This is a genomic window from Bacillus sp. AFS023182 (assembly GCF_002560575.1).
Lineage (GTDB): Bacteria > Bacillota > Bacilli > Bacillales > Bacillaceae_G > Bacillus_A > Bacillus_A arachidis.
Map to the genome: position 1 here is coordinate 14391 of NZ_NTRO01000099.1, position 24556 is coordinate 38946.

Consider the following 24556-nt stretch of genomic DNA (forward strand, 5'->3'; position numbering starts at 1 on the left):
TTCTTTTTAATGAATAACCTCTCAAAAACCTTATAAATGTTGTTATTAAAGGAATAAACGCCATGATAACGTATAGCGTTCATGTAATATTCAACACCAAATTAACACTTCGATAACATTTGTCTCTTAGCGGATTTAAATATATCCTCGAAAACTTCAACTTCTCTTAAAGAAGATTACGAATTAAAGTTTTTATTCTAACTTTAATTCCTAAAAATATCTTAAAGGAATCCATTCAACACATATAGAAAACTTCTCCAAGGCTTATATAAGTGCCTTACAAACCATACAATTAACTAAACAAACAATTAATCCAAAAAACATACTGAAATCAATTTCAATAAATATTTATTAGATATTTATTGGATATTTATTAGATATTTATATTTTATAACCTTATAATTCAACCCTAATCAATCAACCTATAACATAGAATGAATCAATTATATATATATCTATTATATATCTATAATATTTCTGATTTATATTCAACTTAGGTTCATTCCTTTCAATACCTTGTTTTCGCTCTAATTTTAAGCTATAATATAGTTATTAAATATAAATAAAAAATAAATATTATAGAGGTGATGTATAATGAAAGATTTAAAAGGGAAAACTCTTCATATAGATATTGAAGGCGATATTGGGAACGATTCTTTTAAAGGTTACATTAATGGTGAATACATAAAAATGAAAAACGTATATCAAAGCGTTTACTCAATGCCAAATGTAACAGAAACAAACACTCAAAAAAATGTGCTTAATCTAGTAGATAATATGTTTGTAAATATTGCTAGTAAATCGATTAGAAGATCTGGGATGTACTTTATTGGTAATCGAGCGATGCTAACAGGGAAGAACCCCAAAAACATGAACATTAAAGTAGGCCAAAAATATAACGATGATTTGCCGTTAATTAATTTGCTAGGACTTATTGCAAATAAATCAGTTCAGATTGAGTGGGAAAGAACGGAACAACTGCCACAATCAATTAACGTGACTGTTGATCTTATTTCAGCTATTCCAGCAAGCCAATGGACACCTGTAAATGCTAAGCATCTAGAGCAACGTTTTACTAATTCAAATCATGTTGTAGTTGTTTATGTAGGGGAAGAACAAGTAACAGTCAGCTTAACATTTAACAGCGCAAACATTACCCAAGAAGGTGTTCCTCCTTTATATGCAATCCTTGAAGGCGAAGAAGATATGTTTAGTGATTTTATTAAACTATATAAAGACAAACTTGAAGTAGAAACAGTAAAAAAGGGATTCTTTAAGAACAAAAAGATCTTACATAGTGACATTGGAGATGGAACAACTGAGTATATATACACAGTTGGCGTAAATCCAGTAATTGATGCTTGTAGTGGAGAAAGACGTGGAGTTGGGCATGCTACAGAAGAAGCTGTTAAGCTATTAAACCAAGAACGTGGAACAAATATTAAACGTCAACAATTTTCACAAATCCTTCAAGACTCAGATCATAAATATCATGAGGAAGCAACTGGGTATTTTAATATCACAAAAGTAGAACAAGCTGAGCTTATCTTAGAAGATACAAGTGAAAAATATGTAAGTAATACAGCTAGTGAAGCTGAAATTTTATGTGTATACGGTGGGGGAAGTGTTACTTTTAAAGATGAATTATATAACCAATTATTAGAGTACTGTGAGCAAGTTGGTATGTACTTATTGTGGATTCCAGAAAAATATGCTGTAGATATGAATGCTAGAGGGATGCAAGTAATCAAGAAAATTCTTACTCGAAAAAAGGTGAGATAATATGGCTGACAAGAAAAGAGAATCTTTCTTTTGGAATCTCAAAAAAATTGAGAACGAGGAATTCTTTAAATGGTTTGAATCTCAAGGGAATATAGCAGATTCATTATATAAACTTGTCTGTTACTTTATTGATAAACATGGCTTACAAGATGTTGGTGATTATAAGATTCAACAACAAATGCAAAGAGAGATCTTACTTCAAGATAAAGATTTTTTAAATGAGGTTAAACGGGTCCTATTGAATGATACAAATCTTATTATCAAAAATGATGACCAAAATACCCAAAATGAGATAAAATCTCCTAATGAAGAAATTGAGGCTTCTGAAGAGAAGTCGGATAATGAAGATGTAAAAAAAGAAGACGTTTCTAAATCTGAAACAAATGTTTTGAATGATGAATATGAAGATCTTGATACAGCAAGTTTATTTGGTAATTAATGCTATCAACATAACAAAAAGAGTCCTGAGTGATACGGACTCTTTTTTTACACTTTAATTTTCAACTTACATCTTATCAATAATTAACTGTCGTTTATACCATTGGTTTAATTTATCTCGCGCAGTTCCAGAGAGGCGCTTTGTTTTTTTGTTATAGAATCTAGAAAGAGTAGGCTGTGATATACCTATCTCTGCTGAGAGTTCTCGCATAGTTATGTTCTTACTCCTATGCATAACTTCTATTCTCTCCCTAATTAAATGTTCATGTTCATTTCCATTCATATCTAAGGGTTTTTCTTCAATTTTTACTGGCTGATTTTCCTCATGTATTACATCAATAGACTTTTTCTTTGCTAAGTTTTCCATTGAATGAATTAATTCTTTAGGTGGTAGTATTACTATTCCTAACTCTGAATAATAATTTTTAAACCAATTCTTCTTCGTCAATTGTTCTTCATTTAAACCTTTATCATATTCCCAATGGGAAATTACACCTTCTTTTTCTAAATCAATCAAAACATTTTCTAATTGATCACGAATACGGTTAGGCTTTTGCTTTTGGTTTATACCCATTACCGCTAATAATCCTTTATCTCCTCCTATAGAATAGGGCCTTTTTAAGTTAGAAAACATTTGACGAATTCTCCATTGCCATGTCAAATAACGAATTAATCTTTTATGATACTTGTGTCTATAGCTATTATATTCAAGGGCCTTTTTTGATAATAGTGCCGTAGTGCTGTTAGATCCATATAGATAGCTGGATAAGAAGCTTCCCGGTTTAATTCGGCACGATTCTATACCCATGTATTCATTTGTATTGTTATCCCTCCAAAGAACTACAGAATCTAATACAAATAACCTTTTAATTACCTCACGCTTTACTTCATAATGTTTACCTGTTTCAGCGCGATCATTTAGTACGACTACTTCATTCTCATCATTTAAGTATATAAAAATACTTGCTAGAGCCGCTATCCGTTTAGCTACTTTAATCTTATCTTCCACTCTATAATATTCAACACCATTTGCTTTTGCTTTTGAAATACTGCACATTTCTAAAACTTGTTCATAAGAAAAATCAATAAATTCATCAGGTGAGTTGGCTTCATTTAGCCATTGAATTGTGATGGTATCTAATACGTCCGCTGTTAAATCATCCATATTACTCATTACACCATCTACTAATGTATTCCATCTTGCGGCTTCGTCAATATTCGTTAACCTTAGGTCCTCATCTTTATGAGATGAAAGCTGTGCTACTCCATTACTATCTTTCGTTTCAATGGGATATGATTTTAATTTTGTATTTTCATCTTCCTCAAATTGATTCTTTGCTATCCCATCTCTTAACTTATAATAAACAGCGGAATTATTTACTTCTAAATAATTTTCATGTGCTATATTCGCATCAGGTTCAATTACTGGTGTACGTGTTACAGTATTAACCGTTTCTTCATTACGAAACTCTTGAGCTATAAAGACATCTATTGTCTCATGAATTGTTACTTTATAAGCGTCTATATTTTTAAATATATCTAAAGCTGAAATACCTTTTCCTTGTTGCTGCTTCACCCACTGTACAAGCATTGAAAATGATGGAGAAAGGTATTCTGAAGTTACAATTTTACTATTATCTGCTTCAACGTCTACATAGTAAGAATTCCATTTATGCCACAATTGCTCGTTCTGTTTATAAAGTGGTTCTGTTATTGATAATGCATCTCTAAACAACTGTAGAACGTCTTCCATATATATTTTGCTCCTTATATAAATTTAATAAATGTTATTTAACGTGTTATCCGAAAGAATTCTCCTTCCTCAAGCGTGTGCAACGCGATAGTCCAACGGTAGGTGGGAGATGAATTTCGGTTTGGCGTTAGCTAAAAACTTTTGATAAACTAGACATATGAAGTTCTTTGATAACTTGATATAGAAGGTTGCAGGAAGAAAACAGAGTGCGAAAACCAAGCCATTCGGTTCCTGCGTAAAATATCAACCGTAAAAAAGAACGTCCAAGCGTTGGACATCTAGGGATGGAATAACCCGAAGTAACGCTCAGGGAGACGAAAGGTTGCTCTCGTCGCGGAACTGAGAAGCTCCCACTTCAAAATTCGTTAGAATTTAAGTGGCGGGTAGTTCACACGTGAAAATACTTAGCTATATGATGTCCCTTTCTAAATAACAAGAAAGATAATTAGAATATTCTATTTGAATTTTTCTACGTTACACCTTTACAGGATACTAGCCTTCATACCTATGATCATCCCTTTTAATGATTATACAAGACCAAATCAATTTGTAAAATCCAAATACGAGTTAATTCAAAGGCTTACATAGTATCCTAACTTTTTTTCATAGATCACTCTGCTATAACATGAAAATCTATAGCTATATTATTGCCCATTCAACTGCACAAAATTTTTAAAAAAGAGGGCTAAAGCTTGATATAAAAGATTTCCTTTTGTAATTACAATATGTAACATGAAAACTTATAGCTATATGATGTCTCCTTGGAATGATGTAAATGTTCTATTAATCTTTTGATATCATACACTCACTACCTTTTGTTCGTATTTTTAACTATTTATATAATATGAAAATCTGTAGCGATATGATCTCCCTTTTAAAATTTAAAATTTCGAGACTAAATCCTTTAATATCAACGTTTAAAGACTATTCTACGAATAATTTCATATCTAAGAACATGAAAATTTATAGCTATATGATGTCCCTTTTGAATGATGTAAATATTCTATAAACCCTTTGATATCATACATTCACTACCTTTTGTTCGTATTTTCGACTGTTTATATAATATGAAAATCCATAGCGGTATGATGTCCCTTATTTTATACAAAGATGAAAAGTCTTTAGCTATATGATGTCCCTTTTAAAATTTTAGATTTTGAGTTCAAACTCTTTAATACCAACGATTAAAGGGTATTCTATGAATAATTTCATATCTAAAAACATGAAAACCTATAGCTATATGATGTTCCTTTCTTATTTATAAAAGAGCCTCATAAACATTGTTGCATCAATGTTTATGAGGCTCTTTCTAATGAATTATTAATTTTCTAGAAAGATGAAAATCTGTAGCGGTATGATGTTCATAAAAAAAAACCGGTAAATCTTCAAATCCCTTGATACACAAGGGATTGACGCGCATTTCATCTTTTCATTTTCTCTCTTAAAGGGGCACATTTCATCAAATTTCGATTTGATATAATCATAATTGGTATATTTTATAGTGTTTTGGCATATATTTCTGGATTTATGTGTAGGAGGTGAAAAAGATGGGACAATCATTTATTATTCGTAATCAACGTAGTCTAAATGGACAAGATACAAATGCAGTTCTAGTAACATTGAAATCTTGGCAAAAACTTGTTGAAGCTTTTGAAGCAAAATACTACAGCTATAAAGATACATACCTTGAGGATATTCTGGATCATATGACATATGAAGAACGTATTGCTGATGTAGATGGCTTTGTAGCTCAAGCGAAACCATCTTTTTCACGTCGTACACTATCTGCTATTTCAGAAAAAATGGGACGAAAACATAAATTATATGGCATTACAAATGCAGATTTAGAAGTCTTCTTATATCTACACAAGAAATGTTACACGAATGGAGTTATTCCAAATGTAACAGTACATATGATGTGGGAAGATTACAAGCTGTATAAAGAAGAATTTGCTTATATACAGCATTCTCAATTCTATATTTCATTAAAAAAATTAAGTTTACATAACATTATTACACTAGAAAATGAATTAGATGGCCGCTATACCATTAGGCTAACTCATTTTATGAACGAAGAAACTGAAAAGGCAAATTCCTATGTGTATATTAGCCCAGTCGTATTTACCAAAGCTTTCTTTGAGCTTTCAGTTGCGGCTAAGAAACTATTCTTGGACATTGCTATGCAACAGCACAGCGAAACGACTCTTAAACGTTCCTTAGACAAACAGGATGAAAGAGGGAATACAACTCATTTTGGCGGAATGTACCGCTTTTTACATAAGAAATACCCACATCAAATCCGTGCGGTTATGACAGAATTAACAACTGCATTACCATGTACTGGCACTCCCCTATTCAGAATTTGCAAGTTACAAAAAGGGGTTAAAAATACAAAAAGATATACAACGTTATATCTATCCTTACATACAGATTTCTTATGTACAAAAGAAGCTGGAGAAGTACAGTATCGCGATCCATTCACCCCAAAGGTTACGTATGCACGGAAAGCTCGTTTTATTGAATCTGTGCTACAAGAACTGAATATCGGTGAATTTACACAAGACATGAATAAATTTATTCATGTACTTAAGTATACTTGTCATCGACAAATTCGAAGTGTCATTCGTAGCTTGCGTGACATGATAGATCGTAATGAAGAATATCCAAGTAAGTTAGTTTATACACTGAAAAAACTATTAAATCAAACATCACAATATCAAATTCTTGATACAGCGGCAAAAGAAGGTATTTACCCTCTTATTACACAACATGTTCCAAAAGAACAAAAGGAGCAAGCTGTATTTGATTTTGGATTGCATTTCTCTATGTATTCTCTTCGAAACACCAAAAAGTTGTTCCGTAAAACATATGAGTTACTAAAATCCAAATTTGCTGTACCTGTTACAGAGGAATCGTATCACCGTAACTATCTAAAGTATCAAGAAGAAACATTATTTAGAAAGTACGCCTATGAACAAGGTGCAAATCTAAATGCTTATATGGCTTTAGAAATAGAAATGCGTGAACTTCTAAAAACAAGAGGACATAAAGATCGATTTATTCCAAGTGATGTTCGCGAATTGTTCATTGAAAAGATAGATCGACTACCTAAAGAAAAGCTTCGCGTTATTGAAGTACCGAATGAGTTCAATTTGATTACATTTATGCGTGCATTTGAACAATTGGTACGCGCTGGTATTCATGTAACAACAGCCGAACAAGTACTTGAGGTAATAAAAACAAATTAACGATACTCCGCTCTCTATTTTTGAAAAAAATATAAATAGAGGGCTATTCGTGTTGGTTCCATTATTTAAAAGCTCTCCAATGATTTCCCCTTATAGATACCTTTACTCGATTCTATTCATAATAGAGTCTTTTTTTATACATTCCTATACAAAACTGTACTGCAATTAACTGATTTTCCACATCTATGTTTAAATAAACATGTTATTTTTATCTAAAATGCATGCAAATACCTACAAAAAATCATAAGAAAAATAATAAATTTCGTGGATAAGTGGATAATTAGAGCCCGATGTGAATAGTATTATGTAATTATTATTGAAATAAAGGGATTTTGGTACTTCATCTATCAAAAATCATCAATATTTATGTGAGTAATGTGACAAATTCTAATTATGTTGATTAGTTAGCCTATATTGTTAATGTTTTGTGAGTAAATAATATTAAATTGTGGAAATACGGTGGATGAATTGAAAATTTAGCGCTTGAATAAATATATTTAAGAATGCATCAATTTGTTTCATTTTTTATGTAGAAATACGTAATCTTGTTTATGATTTTTTGTAGGTTTTATACCTTATTAATGGCTAATTTTGTGTTGTTAGATTTTACTATTTATGATTTTTTACGCTATATGATGCTCAAAGACCTTGTTAGAGTAGAGATTAAACCATATTTATTAGCTCTATATAAGTTTTATCTTTATTTTTTTAAGATATATAAGATATATATTTATATAAGATTTTAATAACTTGTTTTAATTTACATCATCCTTTGGAACAAAACTTTTAAATACTTAGTTTGATTTAATATTTCCAACTTTTAGACATAACTCTGTAATTGCAAATCTTGAAAAATTACTGCTCTTTTTTGAATAACGAACATATGAGACATATGAACCAATATCAAATGCTGTATAGTACACCGTATCTTTATTCCTCTCGAACATTGAAACAAATGTATAAAAGTACTAAATGTGAAGAAAACATCTGCGCTATACAAGAGCATATGCAACGACATGAAGTTTATTTAAACCGACAGTACTGAGGATATTATTATTTAAGTCAAAAAATTGAAGAGGATCTATATGGTGATGAACATGCTGTAAGTTGGAATGAGTTATTAGATGATTACCAACTATACAGGGATCGTAAAGGGAACTTATCTATTAAACCGAAGGGATGGGATTAAAGTGACGATCATTGGAGAGCTAGGGGTAGTTTATGCCATTACTGGTGCTTCAGTTTTAGGAATTAAGGTACTAAAAAAGAAAGGTCTTTACCTTCCAGATTGGTTGCTACGTGCGGGGCTAAAGTGTTTATTAATTGGGAGTGTTTGGTACGTGCTAATGGATATACTAGATGTGTTTCTACGTTAGTATTACATCTGGTAGTTGAAAATAATTGTAATAGTGCGTCTTAATCTATTTTTTGTAATCTTCCATACAGGCTCAACTACCTAAAGGAGGTATGGAGGATATGATATCACTTTTATTAATACCAGCAACCTATTTTACTGTTGCTTATTTTTATAAGGGAAAAGAAATGAGTGATAAGAAAAAAATCGCCACGTTTTTTGAAATTACAAAGATATGTGTTCAGCATAAAGGAGAATTACAATACCCCATTTTTTTAAAAGAAATAGAAGATAACATAAGTATGAATTATGTCTACAAGCTACCTTTAGGTGTACCTAGTCAACTTATTAAAAAGTTAGCTGAAGTATTAGAAGAAGGACTATATAAACCTGTTAAAATATCGTTTCATCAAAGGGAACTTCATATTCGAGTATTTAAGCAACAAATACCTGAAGTGTGGAATTGGTCTAAGGATCTACTAAAGGAGCACACATGGAGAGTTATGATGGGGAAATCGTTAGATAAACACGTATATCATGATTTCGAGAAAACACCGCACATGTGCGTAGCGGGTATGACACGTTTTGGAAAGACAGTATTTCTAAAAAATGTGATGACGAGTTTAATTTTACAACAACCTCGACATGTGAAGTTTTTTATTATTGATCTGAAGGAAGGATTAGAATTTAGTCCTTACAAGGATCTGTCTCAAGTAGTAGAAGTAGCTGAAAACCCGGAACAGGCGTTAGAGATGTTGGTGAGAGTACGTGAAAAGATGGTAAAACAGATTGAGATGATGAAAAATTCCTATTTTACCAATGTTATAGACACATCAATTAGAGAACGTTGTTTCATCATAGTAGATGAAGGAGCGAACCTTTGTCCGACACAAGGTTTACCTAAAAAACAACGGGATTTATTATTTATGTGCCAGGAGATGTTATCTGAAATCGCAAGAATTGGAGGTGGTTTAGGATTCCGGCTTATATTTTGTACCCAATATCCAACCTCTGATACATTGCCAAGGCAAATCAAACAAAATGCTGATGCAAAGCTAGGGTTTCGATTACCAACAGCGGTTGCTTCACAAGTTGCTTTAGACGAACCAGGTCTTGAAGATCTGCCTTCCCTTCCAGGAAGAGCATTATTTAAGACTGATCGCACAGAGGAAATTCAGGTACCTTATTTAAAGGATATGGACATGTGGGAATTACTGAAGCAATACAAGGTGGTGAAACAAAATGAGGCATCAAACACTCAAACAGAAAGCGAGACAAATCGAGATTTTATCCACTTTGAGTAAGTTAGATTTTGCAACGAGGAGACAATTACAAGCCATTCACTGTTTAGGAAGTATTCGGAATGCAAATCGTGTATTAAAGGATCTGACTCCATATTGTCACATTACAAAAATAGCTCGTGAACATGTATATTATTTAAACAAAAAAGGACGTGATTTATTAGGAATCACAAGGACAGTAAAGAAAAATAGTCAATTACAGCACATTTTAATGAGAAACGAAGCCTGGATGTGGCTAGGATTTCCCGAATGGAAAACAGAACAAACGATAGAATTTTCAACCAGTGGTCAGCGATATCAAATCATTCCTGATGCAACCTATTTTGAAGATAAAGTCCCTCACTTTGTTGAGATAGATCGCATGCAACATATGAAAGCAAACGAACACAAAATACAGTTATATGGCCATATAACAGATATCTATAAAAGACAGAATGCTATTGTTCCAGTAATTATCTTTTTCACATTATCAGATTATCGACAATCAAAGTTAGAGCAATATGCTGTAAAACAAAATGTGTTTATGAGAACTTTTGTGATGAATGATGTTTTCTAATTAAAACCAAAAATCTTGATGGTTTACATTTTTATTAGTTAGCTTTTTTAAAGCCCTAATAATTTTGTTACTGTTTTTTAAAGATGGATGAAAAGCACTTCCTTTACACAATCTACTAATGGTTCCTCTACTAACACCACTCTCTTTAGCGATATCTTGTTGAGTTAAATGGTGCTTATCTAGGAATTTACCAAATTTACTTCTGGGTTTGCCAATATCAAACCAATCCATTATATTCACCTCAATTAATTTAAGTTTTTTACTACTAGCTTGTCCTAAAGTTTAAGGTTTAAAACATGTCAATTAATTAACATGTTTTAAACCTTAAACGCATATAATAAACAAAATAATAAAGGGAAAAAACTTGTAATAATTTTGTGGAATCTAGCATTCATATTAATAGCTACAAGTTGCTGATACACTATCCTAATGGCAACTTGTTGCAACGAGTATTCCTACAAAATAAAAAGCTCAAACCCATTGGTACACAAGGGTTTGAGCTTTTCTTAATTTATAAAGAAATGAAAATGAGTTTAATAAGTTAAGAGATACTAGATTGTTCAGTGGTCGAATTTTGAAGAACTATATATAATTTCACATACCATATTGATATTTAGTTGGACAAAAAAGTCTACAATGTTATGTAGACTTTTTTTGTCCAATCGAATTATATTTCTATACCTATATGAGTAGAGTCTTAACGGACATTTTTAAAGCTCTAAATTTTCTTTACTTACTTTTGCAATATATTTCAAACAATCTATTACCGGATAATGAATCAATGCTTTAGGTTGGGAAAACTTGACGCCCTCTTTTTCAAGCAAATTGACAAGTTGTTCAACGGTCATCTCTTTGCGTTGTATCTTATTGAATTGTTGTATCACAATGCTTTTCCAGTTATAAGACGGACCCTGGAAGTAGCCTTCTCCTTGTACAGTATGATTATAAATCATATCCAGTTTTTCTTGTCTCTTTTTCTTTTGTAGATGTTTTTCCATTTGGCTCATCTTCATTCACCTCATTTTTTAGTGAAAATCTGTATTTCGCCCCCTCTTTAATAAAATAACCTGATTCTAATTGTTACACATTAATTTCAGCAACAATTAGTTTTCTTCCCTTTTTGCTATAGCCTGTTTCGAGAGAGAGTATCCAATCGTGAAGGTCATTCCAATCATATCCCAGATTTAATAATTCGACAGGGAATTTGTTTTCAAAGTCATCTCGCCAAGCATACATTCTTTCTAATGCATTATCTAACCTTCCAAATTTGTATAATGTAATGTTTTTCTTTTTTCCGTTATCTCTAAGTGCTTGTGTTAAATATACATAAAGCTTTCCTTTCGTTCGGTTAAATGTAAGAAATCCAATATTTCCTTTCAAACCGTCCCCTCCTATTCAGGTTCCGACCACAACGCCTAAAAGTGAATTGTGGTCGGAACTACATTTTAAGTATCTATTATGAAACTTGTCTTTTACGAACACGAACTTTTTTATAGCGACCATGTTTTACAACATGGCGAGTATCTATTTCTTTATATTTCTTAGTTTTAAGCATTTCCGAAATATCTACGATAATTGTATTCGTTAAAATATTTACTACATAACCAGTTAATTTGATTGAAGGATTCTTGCGATGCGGAAATTGGACAAAGTCACCAATTTTAATCGTTGGAACTGAAACAGTCTTTTCCATAAAAAAGCCTCCTAAACTGAAATGTTATAGATTAACTTTTAAATTACTGAGTATTTCTTTATCCTTTGAAACTTATATGCTTTTATATATAGAACAAACAAATCTGCACTTAATGTGACAGTCATTCCATCTTTCATACACTTTAAAATAATGAGATCTTGATTCTCTTGTTCAAACATCCTTGCATATCCTAATACCTGATACACTCGACCGTCTTTTCTATGAATATAGAATTCACCACGTTTGGGTTTTGGTGCTATCACATCTATTCCCCCTCAAAATTTGTTTAGAATCCGTAGAGAAATCCAGCAATTAAATATGTAGCAACAATCATAAAAATAGATAGTCCAAATGTACCGAAGAACCAGATTTGTGAGGCAATACAATTATCTATACCTAACCATTCACAAATGGCGTCATATCGCTTTTTTAAAGCACCTTTTATAGTAAGTTTTATTTTTTCTTTTATCGTTAAATGTGTTAAAATATACTTGCTATTAGGAGTTTTTAGATAGGTATTTGCCATCTAGAATCAACCTTTCTTTTATCGTAGTTTACCTGGAAAAGCCCTTCTCTACTTGGCGGTGGTGGGGGCTTTTTCATGTTTATTTATCAGTCAGTCTATTCATGCCGTCACGTGTGACTAACCAGACTTTCCCGCTCTTCCTAGCTTCATTCTCAGAGAACTTTCCACGATTACACCATTTATTCACGGTGTTTTCCGCAAGTCCCCATAATTGTTCAGCTTCTCTTGTTGTATAAACAGAAAATAGAGGTTCACTCAATTTTCCGTTTTTGATTTCATCCATTACTTGTAATAGATTCCTCCTTTGCTTTGTTAAGTTAATTGTAATTCCATTTTGTCTTGTTTGCAAGACGGAATGGTAAAAAAATCAATTTTCTATCGATAAAGTGGAATAGGTTGTACAGTTGAACAAAAAAATGAAATAATTACACTAGAAAACATGTCACGCAATTGCATACTGTTTTATATATTTTAAATCAAAAATACAAAAAGAACTTGTAGCAATCACTACAAGTTCTTTTTTAGGTTAAGGTGAACATACGGGACAATCAAACTATCTTAACAGATTCATCATAGTACAGGGGTAATGCTTTGACAATTTCATTATATAACAAATATTAACAATTAAATATTGTAATTTTGAAAATTTTGTGAATTAAGAAAGTGGACCAATTCATCGTATTTTTGTTCATGAAAAATTCCATAAATCTTGTAATTTTAATAATTATCTTGGGTAACATCTTATGACATTTGGCGATGTGGGTAATCTGCGTAACAAAAATTTATATCCCATACAGTTCAGATAAAATACCACCAGAACCTTGTGTAATATACATAACATCCATCTTTATATCCCACATAGTTCAGATAAAACAGTTTTATTAAATCGAATTCTATATGTTTCTGGACTATTTATATCCCACATGGTTCAGATAAAACACTTTTTGCCTCTTCTTTTGTTGCGCTAATACGGAACTTTATATCCCATATAGTGCAAATAAAACGTTTTATGAAGTGGGTTGCGATTTTCGTTGTACACTTTAAATCCCATATAGTTCAGATAAAACCCTATCTAGATACGGATGATACACCTTATGATAGCAACATTTTACTACGTGTAGCAACCAGCATTTTGCAGCGAATCATCGATCGTATTCTTGTATTCTCTTAAAACATGCCGAAAGACCTTGTCATAGTAAGGTTTGCAGCATGTTTGGAAAAAACGAGGTTCATTGCAAAATTACTGAAGTACAATTCCTGTTCCTGTTATCTTTTCTGTATCAAAATCGTACTTACAATTTAAAGTGTGAATGTATTGTAGTCCGGGAATACCAATTTCCTTTGTTTCGATTTCGTATCGTTGAACCTGTTTTCTAGAAATAGAGGTTGTAAGCTTTTCGATTTGCATTCGTAATAATTTTCGCTGTTTCGAATCTTTTTCCTGTTTAAATGTAGTAAATAGCTCACGATTCTCTACATATATAGACCAAGGAATAACTTGATAATTATCAATATCACGCAGCAACCTTTGTGCTTCTGTATTTCCCATATCGTTTAGTGGAAGTTTATCCAATATCTTTAAAGCTTGATAGAATTCGTCTAAGTATTTTTTACTTAGGTTTTCTGTTTTATATAATGTTTCGACAAGCTCCATTTTTGTTTTTTCATGTAGTTTTTGTTTATTAAATGGTTCCAAAAGTTTTAAACCGTTATTTAGAATATCCTCATCATAAATGGTACCTATTCCTTCTGCTTTTGTATAAACAAAAACATTAGGTTCTGTATCCGTATACTCTCTTCCGCGATAACAACGACCTATACGCTGGAATAAGCTATCTAATGTGGAGATTTCAGTAAATAACAAATCAAAATCAATATCTAATGAAGCTTCTACAAGCTGTGTGGCAATCCAAATACCACTTTGTTTTTCACGGTTTTTATCATTTGGTGCGAATTTCTTAATTTCTTCTTCTAAAACAGCACGATCCTTCTGAATGAATTGCGTGTGTAACAACCTTACATTTTCATTATTAAACAACCCATATATACGTTTTGCCTCTTTTACGGTATTAGCTATAATCAATACACGTTTATTTCGTCCAGCTTCACGAATATGTTCTAAATCCTCATCGATCTTTGTTTTGCGTATAGATATACGGTGACGAATTAAGTCATTATAGAATTCCTCTTTTACAAAATCACTTACCTTGATTTTGCCTCGTTTCTCCATTGTTTCCATAAAAACAGTAGGAAGTGTAGCGGTCATAATCATAAATTTGCCGCCTATCTGGTGAATCATTTCCAATGCTTTGAGTAATACAGCTAAGATTTTCGGAGAATAACCTTGTATTTCATCTAAAACTATCTTAGAGTACGCCATTGTGGCCAAGTATTTCTCATATCCTCGAAATAAAAATGGAAACTTCAAAATTTGATCAATTGTGCTAAATGTTAACTTTTTACTCAATAAACGAGACTGTTCATAGATAAGCTCATTGATTTCGTAATCATTGTTTAATGTCTGTAGAAAATCCACGCTACCACTGTGTAGCAACCCAGCAATCGTTTGCCCCTCTTCATCTACATATCCCATTCCATTTGTTATACGCTCATACAAGGCATTTAAGCTTACACGGATTGGGAGTGTAATAAAACCTTTAGCTTCATCAATCCAAAATAAAGAAGCTTCTGTCTTTCCCATACCAGTTTGTGCAACAGCCACAATATTCTTGTTTCTATACTCATAAGAAAAGAGTTGTAGATTGCGTGGTTTATGGCCATTCTTTTTTAGGAATTCATCGACATAAGTCCCAACTCCTTTGTCCGCATGATATTCCACAAGTTCTCTTGCAGAAGCCGCATGATCTACACGATTTAAAAGTCCCTTTACAAGCACAAGAAGAGGATATTCTTTATCTTTTTTCTTAATTGGCTTCCAACCTATAGTAGTAGTATCAAGATCTTTATTAACAGAACAGCACAATTCTTGCTCCAAACGGTCTATTTTCCCTTTTAGATCTGGTAAAATTACATTTAGTATTTGGGCATCAAACATTACGTTTCGTACATGATGATGTGCAATTGCCTCCTTCACAACCCGTTCTGTACTTTTGGAATAATGTAATTCTAAAAATGGAACACAAAGTAAGGAAATAAAAGCATGAGGAACATTAGGATATTTTCTTTCAATTTCTTGCTTTGTTAAAGGAGATAACCCCATATTAAGTTTAATAATTTGTTGAAATCCCTCATAAATCTTTCCCGCATCGTGGTATTGGGCAGCTACTTGTGTAAGTTGCCAAATCTCTTCTGACAACAGAGATCCATACGAGTGTTTTAGTAAAGATAAATTTTCTAATACCCGTCCTGTGTGTTCTTGTAATGTTTCAAATTCTCCTGTTTGCTGATCCCACTTTGCGTAAATGAAATCTTTCATGTTTCTCCTCCTGAAAAAATCCATGCCTACTCATAAGGCATGGAAAAATACAATATGGCCATCTTCATCTTCCATATACTGAGGTGAATTTAATCCTTCTCCTTTACGGAAGAACTGCGTTTGAACCGTCTCCCAAGTACGAATTCCTTGTTTCACTTGATATACCGTATTTAAACGATATGAAATCCCTCTATAATTCATATAATCAAGTCGATCAACAATGCAATGACGTGGTATATAAAGATCATTTTTGAGTGTAATGATTTCTTTTGTATGTCTTTCGTTCAACGTTACCAATTTCGCGTCTTCAATGACCGCTAAATCTTCACGTCGACCAAGGCTTGGTGCTTCATTGATATTTTCTAATGCTGTCTGTAATTGTTCCAATACATCTTGTTCGGCACGTACATGAAAAATAAGGGAGATTTCTTTCAACATATGAACATGCATGGGCATTGTGGTAACTTCTTTTGACTTGTAAAAATGGTGTGTTTGCAAATCAAATAGCTTTCCCTCGTGAGTACCTTGGATGCTGATTTCCATTGGAATTAATTCATTTGCACCTAATATATAGTGAAGGAACCCCTTCACCGTACTATACGGTGGAAGAGGATAGGTTTCCTTTGCTTTTTGTGCCATTGGTTTCTTGTAACAAGCAGTTTGTTGGTACAACTTTACTCGTAACGCTGCATTAGCCGACATAATAATTCTCCACTTGTTGTAATAGATAATCTAGCATACCTTGAATTGTATGGGTCGAGTCGCTTGAAACAAGATTTCGTAGCTCCCCTTCATTCACGAAAACACCAGATAACAGACCAACATGCGTTTGTTCTTGTACAGTCCGCCCCATACTGCGGCGTTCTAAAATTTCTTGCAGCATAATAGAATTTAAACGGTATTCACGTTTTGTCGGAACTAATTGTGTGCGTCCTAAGAAATATGGTTGATTAATAGCATACAGACCACCAATTACAAACAATGGGGATAAATCTTCTTGTCGCCCTCGGATATTACGATTTAAGGAAAATACAATTTCTAAGAATTCTTTGATTCGTCTTGCCTTTTCTTCACGTGGTAATTCAATTTCTCCATCTACACCAATTCTATCTAAATCAATAGTAATGGTATATGAATATAAACTTGTATGTCTCTCAAGTGTTGCGATATTTGGGTTTTCTTTGATACGTGAAGCATGACCTAAATTTGTTAAGAATTCTAAGTCTCCCCGGTACGGTTCAAGAGAAACAGCATGAGACAAACGAACGCTAGCTGGGCGTTTGTTCCCCATGTCACCTTTTACAGTTTTCATGTAACCAAATAAATCCATTTCTTCTGACTCTTGAATGGTAGCACTGGGAGAATATTGAACTACGCTTTTGCTTTTTCCGTCCCCTTCACCTTTGTCACGGCCGACTGTATCTAAGTTCCAACCATAGCGCTCGGCCCCTAAACGAACCATATCATATCGAATAGCTTGCCGTGAAGCAAATGTATGAATATCTCCATTTCCTCGATTAAATTTCTTTAATTCGGAGACGTTACCGATTCCTTCTCCATAATTTAATGAATCTCCTTGAAACACGATCGTTAATGTTAATCCAGCCATTAGTTCGTTTCCTCCACTTCTTTTTTATAGGGTTTGTCATTTAATCCGGATAGTAAAGCACTTGCAATACCTTCAAATTCATTACTATGTTCCCTTGTAGCATCCACATACATGGAAGTGTTCTTTTCCACTAATAAAAAGGTGCGGAATAATGTTTCAAAGAATTGTTGACGGTTATTAGTAGTTAAGGCATTTAACAGACGGTAAGTAATGCCTGGAATCTTATTCTCCATTCCACGTTCAGTCAGTCTTCTACGTACTTCGCGTCCATCCATTAGCGCATAATGGATTCTCTTTTGCATAGATTCATATTGCGCTTCTCGAGTTTCGTTAGACATGCCATAACACTCCTTTATTCTATTTAAATGAAACATAGCCAAAGTGGCTGCATATGTATCATAACTGGAATAATTGTTATCTACGTTTTTCCTCAATTGGTTAGTGATATCACGAAAAAAATGCTCCCCATTTAATAATTTACGTAGGATTACGTTCCGAAACGGTGGATATTTAATATGATCGAGCTCTTTTCCTCCACGCTCTTGAAGGTATTGAATGGCATGTTCTGATAAAAAATTCTGTGTAAGAGTCGTCTTTTTTCCACTATTTTCGAATTCGACAATAAGCATATTTTTAGAGATCCAATTTGCTTTATCTTTGGCTTCCTTTAGTGTGTCGTATAAAAACACTTCAAAAGGGTTGTTTTGCTTTTTATTGGTGACAAATAAATCATTCACTTCCGCTAGTGCATCGAAATCCTCATCAGTTTGAATAAATGAATAGGTTTCTCCGTCTTTGTAAAGTCCAAAAAAAGAACAAAACATAATCAACCGATACAGATTGGATATAGGAAACGTTTTTTGATTATTCCACGTGTAATTCGTTGCATTTGCTAAGCTGACTGCATTCGGGAGAAATACCGCTTCCGTGTAATCAGTAAGAGCAAACTGCCCTTCGATAACAGGACAATACAGTAATTCATCCTTCTTTAGTTTCGTTATTGTTTGTTTCGCTAACTTTTTAAAATTTTCATCATCAGATTGCTGTATCACTTTGTTTAAGCCTTCTATTGCTTCGTTAGTGCTGTTAGAAGAACGAAGAACGGCAAGAATCTCTTGTTCTAGTAAAATAGGTTGAACAAAGTCTCTTGCAAGAAATTCTTCATGCTCTGAAAGATTCAGGGTACTGCGTGATCTTTGTAAAAAACTTGTTTGCCCATGCAGTTCTCCTAAACGAAACCGAATCATATTTAATGTTAGTACCTCATTTACCTGTTCTTGCTTTAACAACTTCAGGTAATCTTTTGTGATTGTTTTTAATTCTTCAATAGTTGATACATCTTTTTTTCTGCTAAACAGTTCTTTTAAAGCTCCACCTTCAATTGGCAAACGCTTATTCAACTTATTTTCTGTACCTTTAATATCAGTAAAGATAGAGTCTTTAGAACGTTTAAAATTGGATGTAGCGTATGTTAGATAAGTATTCATCTTATTTGCTTTTTCATTTGCAACAGAAAATATATCAAAAGCATAATTGAAAAACCATTTTGGAAAGTCGTGAAGCAATTTTGGATCAAAATCTAGATAGGTCTCTTCGGTTTCAAATAAATCTGTTTCAGCATGTTCTAAAATATGATAAAACCCCAAAATACCAGTGTTCGTAGCCCAATCTTCTAAATATAACCGAATCATTGGTACTCCACGGACACACAACCGTACCCTTGTGACTTTTTGAAGGATGTACCAATTTGACGAAGGATTTCTAAGTCTTCTTGGTCTCCTTTTAACAAGAATGTTCCTTTATAAGCTTCAAAGTGCTGGTGATTGGGGGTATTATCAAATTTTTCTTTTACAACTTGTTTTGTTAAATTCATAGGTATAAATTGCAAAGGTTTTTTCAAGCCATCTCCATGATAATTACGCAAAGTCATATCACAAATATAATTGAAACTCTCTTCATAACCTTCTTCTGTTGGAGCAAGAGGTTTCCCATCTCGGTCTTTAATAAAAATAGGGGAAAGGGTGCGGAATACTACCGTATCACTTTTCACTTTGACTTCCGGTAGTATAGATATGTTCTTCTTCTGTAGTTTGTATCCTTTGTACTGAAACTCTTTAATTTCGTTTAAACCATCTACTAAGTAAGAAATGAATTCGGGATCAGGTGAACTAATAATCCAGTCCAATCCGTTCTGAAGGAGGAATTCATCATTTTCTAAAACATAGTCTTTAAGATAAACGGAAAACGTAAAATTCTTGCTTTTTTTATTCGGTTTATTCTCAAAGATATATAGATTCTCTGCATATATTGCGTTTGATGTTTTTAGAGCTTCTTTGATAAAACTCACAAACATAAAACGATACGAGAGAGGAATTACTTTGCAAGTAAAGCTTACTTTCAATCTCATCATTTCCCTCCTTAATCTTTGGTATTAATATAAGATTATTATAATGTATTCAAAAATTAAGATTCAATAAATCTGTAGAAATAAATGGAAAACTTTCTGTTCAAGGAAAGGGTTTTTCTTGATTCCATATAACAAAGATAAAAATCATGCAGTAATTCCGTAATTTTGCAGCGAACCTCGTTTTTATAAAACATACAGAATACCTTGCTATAACAAGGTATTTCAGCATGTTTGAAGAAAATACAAAAGCACGATTGATGGTTCGCTGCAAAATGCTGGTTGCTACACGTAGTAAAATGTTGCTATCATAAGGTGTATCATCCGTATCTAGATAGGGTTTTATTTGAACGATATGGGATATAAATACCTGTCTTGTGACATTCGCTGCATCTGGATAATTGTTTTATTTGAACGATATGGGATATAAATGTAACAACTACAGATTGAGATGTACTACTAAGCATTGTTTTATTTGAACGATATGGGATATAAATTTAATATGAGTATTAGAAGGGATTGCGATTGTACCGCGTTTTATTTGAACTATATGGGATATAAATTTAAACGTAATAAGCAATGGAGTGTGTGGGCTTCTTGGTTTTATTTGAACGATATGGGATATAAATAAGTATGCTGACATGGCAGCGGACTCAAAACTTGAAGTTTTATCTGAACTAAGTGGGATATAAAGGTATCCTGTTGCGGACTTTCTATAGTACTTGTAGTTGTTTTATCTGAACTATATGTGATTTAAAGATGATGATTCCTCAATACACAAAACCTGTAAATCAAAGTTTTATCTAAACTAAGTGGGATATAAATACTCGTAGATCTGTTGGAGTACTATAGCTCATCAGTGTTTTATCTGAACAATGTGGGATATAAAATATGCAATCGACTTAGGCAATGAATTCACAAAACGTGGTTTTATCTGAACCGAATGGGATGTGAATTTCCAACCAGAGCATTATAGTGTACGTTCATTAATTGTTTTATCAGAACTAAGTGGGATATAAAGGTTACTCAAATCCAAGTGCCGATGATTTCAATTTCTGTTTTATCTAAACTATGTTGGGTATAAAGAAACAAGAGCAAGAGCAAAAAGAACTTGTAGGAATCACTACAAGTTCTTTTTTAGGCTAAGGTGAACATATGGGACAAACAAACTATCTTAACAGATTCATCATAGAAACTACAGGGGTGATGCTTTGATAAGTTTATTATATAACAAATATTAACATTTACAGAATATAATTTTGAAAATTTTGTGAATTACGAAAACAGAACAAGTTATTCCGTTTTTATTCCCTCAAAAATCCTTCTGTTCATTTCATATAAAACACTTTAAAGCGACATCTATATCATAATAAATTACAAGAAATATAAGTATAAGTAAAAAGAGAAGAATGTAGCATTCTTACCTTTCATTAGATAAACACTCCCTTTAGTGATTAAGGATATAAAGTTAATAGCCGTCTAGTTTTTACATCCTTACTTCCTTAGTTATACATTAACCTCAGCTACAATTAATTTTCGTCCCTTTTTGCTATATCCTGTTTTAAGAGAAAGTATCCAGTCGTGAAGATCATTCCAGTCATATCCCATATTCAATAGTTCCTTAGGAAACTTAGCTTCAAAATTATCTCGCCAAACATACATATTCTCCAATGCTATATCTAACTTTCCGAATTTTTACAATGTAATATTTTTCTTTTTTCCATTTTCTCTAAATGCTTTTATTAAATATACATATAGTTTCTCTTTTGAGCGATTAAACGTTAGAAAACCGATGTTTTTCTTCAAAATTTCACCCTCTTTTAAATATTCCGACCACAAAGTTTTAAAATAGCATGTGGTCGGAACAATGTTTTAATGTTAATTACGAAGCATGATTTTTACGAACACGTACTTTTTTATATTGGCCATGTTTTACAACATGACGAACATCTATTTCCTTGTAACCATTATTTTGAATTGTTTCTGAAATATCTACGATAATTGTATTAGTTAAAACATTTACTACATAACCAGTTAATTTTAAAGAAGGATTCTTGCGATGTGGAAATTGTACATAGTCACCGATTTTAATAGTTGAAACTGAAATAGTCTTTTCCATAAAAATACCTCCCAAATTTGAAATGTTATAAATTAACTTTTAAATTATTGAGTATTTCTTTATCTTTTGCGAACTTATTTGCATTTATATAGAGAATGAAAAGATCAGCACTTAATGTAATGGTCACTCGATTTTTCATACGTTTTAAAATGATGATGTCTTGTTCATTCTGTCCAAACATCTTTGCATATCCTAATACCTGATACACTCGACCATCTTTTCTATGAATATAGAATTCACCACGTTTGGGTTTTGGTGCTATCATATTTGTTCCTCCTCAAATTTTTTTAAATCCGTAGAGAAATCCAGCAATTAAATATGTAGCAACAATCATGAAAATAGATAGTCCAAATGTACCAAAGAACCAGAGTTGTGAGATAATACAATTATCTATACCAAACCATTCACAAATGGCTTTATATCGCTTATTTAACGTACTTTTGATACTAACTTTCTTTTTTTCTTTTGTCGTTAAATGTGGTAAAATATACTTGCTGTTAGGAGTTTTTAGATAGGTATTTGCCATCTAGAATCAACCTTTCTTTATAGTATGTGTGGAAAAGCCCTTCTCTACTTGGCGGTGGTGTGGGCTTTTTCATTTGAATTAATTTTTTGCAGGAAACTAAAGTTTCATAAGATACGTTTTTACCAATCCTTCTTTTTTTGATTTGGAAACCACTCTCTCACGGCTTCATCCGTAACTAACCAAGATCGCTGAATTCTTTGGTAGGATTTATTTGGATCTCGAGGAGGTTCGAAATATCGAACGATACCACGTTCGATCATATCCTCAAGTTGTTTTTGATTAGCAAGGGATGGTTTTACCTTGTTTTTTAGTGTTTCGTACGAGATATCATGTCTTAAAGCGGCTTCCATTAGAAACATGTATTTTTCAATTTCTTTCATCGGTGCTCTCCTTAATCAAATTACAATGATGCTTTTTATTCAACAAATCCGTTTACATACTCTAAAGTTCCATTGGCATCATCGGTCTATAACAGAACACCAAATGAATCTAAAATCATATATTCTGTTGTACTTTCCATCACCATTGTCATATTCAATACTTCCATGATTGATAATTTCCTAGATATCCATAAATCTGTTGTTTTTGTAGGACATACAACTCCTTTTTGAGATTTTAAGTTTTAGATTTTCTCCACTGTTAGAAGTGAATTTTCAACCTGCTCAAAATTCATTTCTTAAACATGTTTTTTGGTTAATGAATTCATTTTAAAACGTCTCCTTTTCTATAAAACCCAAATTGTATTTCATACCATTATTTTAACCTAAATAGGTTAAAATAAGCAATGGAAAGTTGGGTAATTATCCGAATTTTCTTTCGACAAAATCTGATTTTTTATTTTTTGCGTATGTATCATCGAAAGTTACATAAGTCTTTTTAAAAAATGAATAAGTTGTATTTTAAATGAAATTTCTTTATAAAAACTTCGTAGAAATGTGGGTTGAATATCGTCGTAAACGAGTTGATTAATTAAAGCTATTATACTATGTGGAAGTTTAATGTATCTGTCATCAGCATACCAAGTGACATTTCCGGTTATGTCATTACACATATGTGGGTTACTTGAAACAAAATACGATCTACAGTGCATTGGCCGAATATTATAAATTGAACATTCTCCTTTTGTAATATCGAGAAAAGGACAAGGTTCAAGAGAACTCTGTCTGTTTGTCCAAAGTGAAGAAGGAACTTTTTTTCTTGCTTTAGTTTCCTTTAAATTATATTTAATAACTTTTTTGATCTTTTTGTTTATATGTATATTGATTCTTTGAGCTTCTATTTTTTGAAGACTAACTTGTTGGAAGCAACAGGCGGTACATCCTTTTTTGCAAGGAGCTTTTTTTTGTAATTGTTCTATTGCCGGATCATATGCTGAATATAATTTTTCGAGGAGTGCTATACCCAACTCTTCATTTATAGAATTACGAGATTTCAGTTGGAGTAAAATTTCTCGTATAGTGTTCAGTAGTTCTAGAGTAAGACTTGCGTTTTCATACGAGAAGTTACCATCATAAAATTCGAAACCTTTCCCCCATTTGTCATCCGATTCTATATGGCAATTTTTAAATTTTAATCCAGAACCACAAGGACAGGGATCATTTCTTTTGATTTCTACTATATCTTCATAAGTATCTTGGAATGCCCTTATTAGTAAGGAATCCCAGTTTGGTGACTCATACATTTTCATCCACCTCTCACTTTATTTTCATATCGCTTGATGACTCTATAGAATGTAGGATTATGGTTGTTTCTGTTCATGTTCAATCAAAAAACAAAAAGAACCTGTAGGAATTAAAGTGAACCCCATTAAT

At 32.5% G+C, this 24556-nt stretch carries 24 protein-coding genes, 2 pseudogenes and 1 CRISPR repeat array; of the genes and pseudogenes, 7 read left to right on the forward strand and 19 right to left on the reverse strand.

The genetic code is table 11. The features are described 5' to 3' along the window. Positions 1-594 precede the first annotated feature (594 nt). Positions 595-1782: a ParM/StbA family protein gene (locus CN288_RS26405; protein ID WP_098303496.1), complete on the forward strand. Its 1188-nt coding sequence runs from the start codon at positions 595-597 to the stop codon at positions 1780-1782. A gap of 1 nt (position 1783) precedes the next feature. Continuing rightward, positions 1784-2221, forward strand: a complete 438-nt coding sequence (locus CN288_RS26410; protein WP_098303497.1) for a hypothetical protein — start codon at positions 1784-1786, stop codon at positions 2219-2221. Between the two features lie 66 nt (positions 2222-2287). Here CN288_RS26410 and CN288_RS26415 read toward each other — a convergent pair whose 3' ends face one another. After that, positions 2288-3973 carry a helix-turn-helix domain-containing protein gene (locus CN288_RS26415; protein ID WP_090695014.1) on the reverse strand — a complete coding sequence of 562 codons (1686 nt, stop codon included), beginning with the start codon at positions 3971-3973 and terminating at the stop codon, positions 2288-2290. Positions 3974-5520: 1547 nt separating this feature from the next. Between CN288_RS26415 and CN288_RS26430 the strand changes: the two genes are divergently transcribed. The 5 genes and pseudogenes from CN288_RS26430 to CN288_RS26450 all read left to right on the forward strand — a co-directional run bounded on the left by CN288_RS26430 (position 5521) and on the right by CN288_RS26450 (position 10432). Continuing rightward, positions 5521-7221 carry a hypothetical protein gene (locus CN288_RS26430; protein ID WP_098303499.1) on the forward strand — a complete coding sequence of 567 codons (1701 nt, stop codon included), beginning with the start codon at positions 5521-5523 and terminating at the stop codon, positions 7219-7221. An 892-nt stretch (positions 7222-8113) separates the two neighbouring features. Continuing rightward, positions 8114-8410: pseudogene (locus tag CN288_RS26435) on the forward strand (hypothetical protein). 1 nt (position 8411) lies between these two features. Continuing rightward, positions 8412-8597 (forward strand): hypothetical protein, encoded by a 186-nt coding sequence (locus CN288_RS26440; protein WP_098303500.1) that lies wholly within the window; start codon positions 8412-8414, stop codon positions 8595-8597. 100 nt (positions 8598-8697) lie between these two features. Further along, entirely contained in the window at positions 8698-9879 is a 1182-nt protein-coding gene (locus tag CN288_RS26445; protein ID WP_098303501.1) for an FtsK/SpoIIIE domain-containing protein, read from the forward strand. Then, positions 9818-10432, forward strand: coding sequence for a replication-relaxation family protein (locus CN288_RS26450; RefSeq protein WP_098303502.1), 615 nt, complete (start codon positions 9818-9820; stop codon positions 10430-10432). Before CN288_RS26445 ends, CN288_RS26450 begins: the two co-directional genes overlap by 62 nt. On the opposite strand, the gene CN288_RS26455 is transcribed toward CN288_RS26450, so the two are convergent. The 18 genes and pseudogenes from CN288_RS26455 to CN288_RS26540 all read right to left on the reverse strand — a co-directional run bounded on the left by CN288_RS26455 (position 10433) and on the right by CN288_RS26540 (position 24426). Then, positions 10433-10663, reverse strand: a complete 231-nt coding sequence (locus CN288_RS26455; protein WP_097795404.1) for a helix-turn-helix transcriptional regulator — start codon at positions 10661-10663, stop codon at positions 10433-10435. 479 nt (positions 10664-11142) lie between these two features. After that, positions 11143-11439: a hypothetical protein gene (locus tag CN288_RS26460; RefSeq protein WP_176527747.1), complete on the reverse strand. Its 297-nt coding sequence runs from the start codon at positions 11437-11439 to the stop codon at positions 11143-11145. 73 nt (positions 11440-11512) lie between these two features. Then, the gene (locus CN288_RS26465; protein WP_098303503.1) at positions 11513-11812 is read right to left on the reverse strand and encodes a hypothetical protein; all 300 of its coding nucleotides are present in this window, start codon (positions 11810-11812) and stop codon (positions 11513-11515) included. Positions 11813-11888: 76 nt separating this feature from the next. Beyond that, positions 11889-12125, reverse strand: coding sequence for a DUF2187 family protein (locus CN288_RS26470; protein ID WP_003204707.1), 237 nt, complete (start codon positions 12123-12125; stop codon positions 11889-11891). A gap of 38 nt (positions 12126-12163) precedes the next feature. Next, entirely contained in the window at positions 12164-12388 is a 225-nt protein-coding gene (locus CN288_RS29140; RefSeq protein ID WP_176527748.1) for a hypothetical protein, read from the reverse strand. Positions 12389-12411: 23 nt separating this feature from the next. Next, positions 12412-12651 (reverse strand): hypothetical protein, encoded by a 240-nt coding sequence (locus CN288_RS26475; protein WP_098303504.1) that lies wholly within the window; start codon positions 12649-12651, stop codon positions 12412-12414. 79 nt (positions 12652-12730) lie between these two features. Continuing rightward, positions 12731-13000, reverse strand: a complete 270-nt coding sequence (locus CN288_RS26480) for a helix-turn-helix domain-containing protein (protein WP_255260063.1) — start codon at positions 12998-13000, stop codon at positions 12731-12733. A gap of 891 nt (positions 13001-13891) precedes the next feature. Then, entirely contained in the window at positions 13892-16087 is a 2196-nt protein-coding gene (locus tag CN288_RS26485; protein WP_098303506.1) for a CRISPR-associated helicase/endonuclease Cas3, read from the reverse strand. A 30-nt stretch (positions 16088-16117) separates the two neighbouring features. Further along, a complete protein-coding gene (cas5b, locus tag CN288_RS26490) occupies positions 16118-16789 on the reverse strand; it encodes a type I-B CRISPR-associated protein Cas5b (RefSeq protein ID WP_098303507.1) in 672 nt (223 codons plus the stop codon). Continuing rightward, a complete protein-coding gene (gene cas7i, locus CN288_RS26495; RefSeq protein WP_098303508.1) occupies positions 16779-17696 on the reverse strand; it encodes a type I-B CRISPR-associated protein Cas7/Cst2/DevR in 918 nt (305 codons plus the stop codon). Before cas7i ends, cas5b begins: the two co-directional genes overlap by 11 nt. Beyond that, positions 17696-19387: a type I-B CRISPR-associated protein Cas8b1/Cst1 gene (gene cas8a1, locus CN288_RS26500; RefSeq protein ID WP_098303509.1), complete on the reverse strand. Its 1692-nt coding sequence runs from the start codon at positions 19385-19387 to the stop codon at positions 17696-17698. Before cas8a1 ends, cas7i begins: the two co-directional genes overlap by 1 nt. Further along, a complete protein-coding gene (gene cas6 / locus CN288_RS26505) occupies positions 19384-20103 on the reverse strand; it encodes a CRISPR-associated endoribonuclease Cas6 (RefSeq protein WP_098303510.1) in 720 nt (239 codons plus the stop codon). The genes cas8a1 and cas6 overlap by 4 nt, the downstream gene beginning before the upstream one ends. A 333-nt stretch (positions 20104-20436) precedes the next feature. Further along, positions 20437-20729: direct repeats of the CRISPR family, unit length 32 nt; unit sequence ATTGTTTTATTTGAACGATATGGGATATAAAT. A gap of 877 nt (positions 20730-21606) precedes the next feature. Continuing rightward, positions 21607-21906: pseudogene (locus CN288_RS26510) on the reverse strand (hypothetical protein). 76 nt (positions 21907-21982) lie between these two features. Then, positions 21983-22219 (reverse strand): DUF2187 family protein, encoded by a 237-nt coding sequence (locus tag CN288_RS26515; RefSeq protein ID WP_098303511.1) that lies wholly within the window; start codon positions 22217-22219, stop codon positions 21983-21985. A gap of 25 nt (positions 22220-22244) precedes the next feature. Further along, on the reverse strand, positions 22245-22484 hold the full coding sequence (locus CN288_RS26520; protein ID WP_098303512.1) for a hypothetical protein: 240 nt from the start codon (positions 22482-22484) through the stop codon (positions 22245-22247). A gap of 12 nt (positions 22485-22496) precedes the next feature. Further along, entirely contained in the window at positions 22497-22745 is a 249-nt protein-coding gene (locus CN288_RS26525; RefSeq protein ID WP_098303513.1) for a hypothetical protein, read from the reverse strand. Positions 22746-22864: 119 nt separating this feature from the next. Next, a complete protein-coding gene (locus tag CN288_RS26530) occupies positions 22865-23125 on the reverse strand; it encodes a hypothetical protein (protein ID WP_098160090.1) in 261 nt (86 codons plus the stop codon). 482 nt (positions 23126-23607) lie between these two features. Beyond that, positions 23608-24426 (reverse strand): SEC-C metal-binding domain-containing protein, encoded by an 819-nt coding sequence (locus CN288_RS26540; RefSeq protein WP_098303514.1) that lies wholly within the window; start codon positions 24424-24426, stop codon positions 23608-23610. Between the last annotated feature and the right edge of the window lie 130 nt (positions 24427-24556).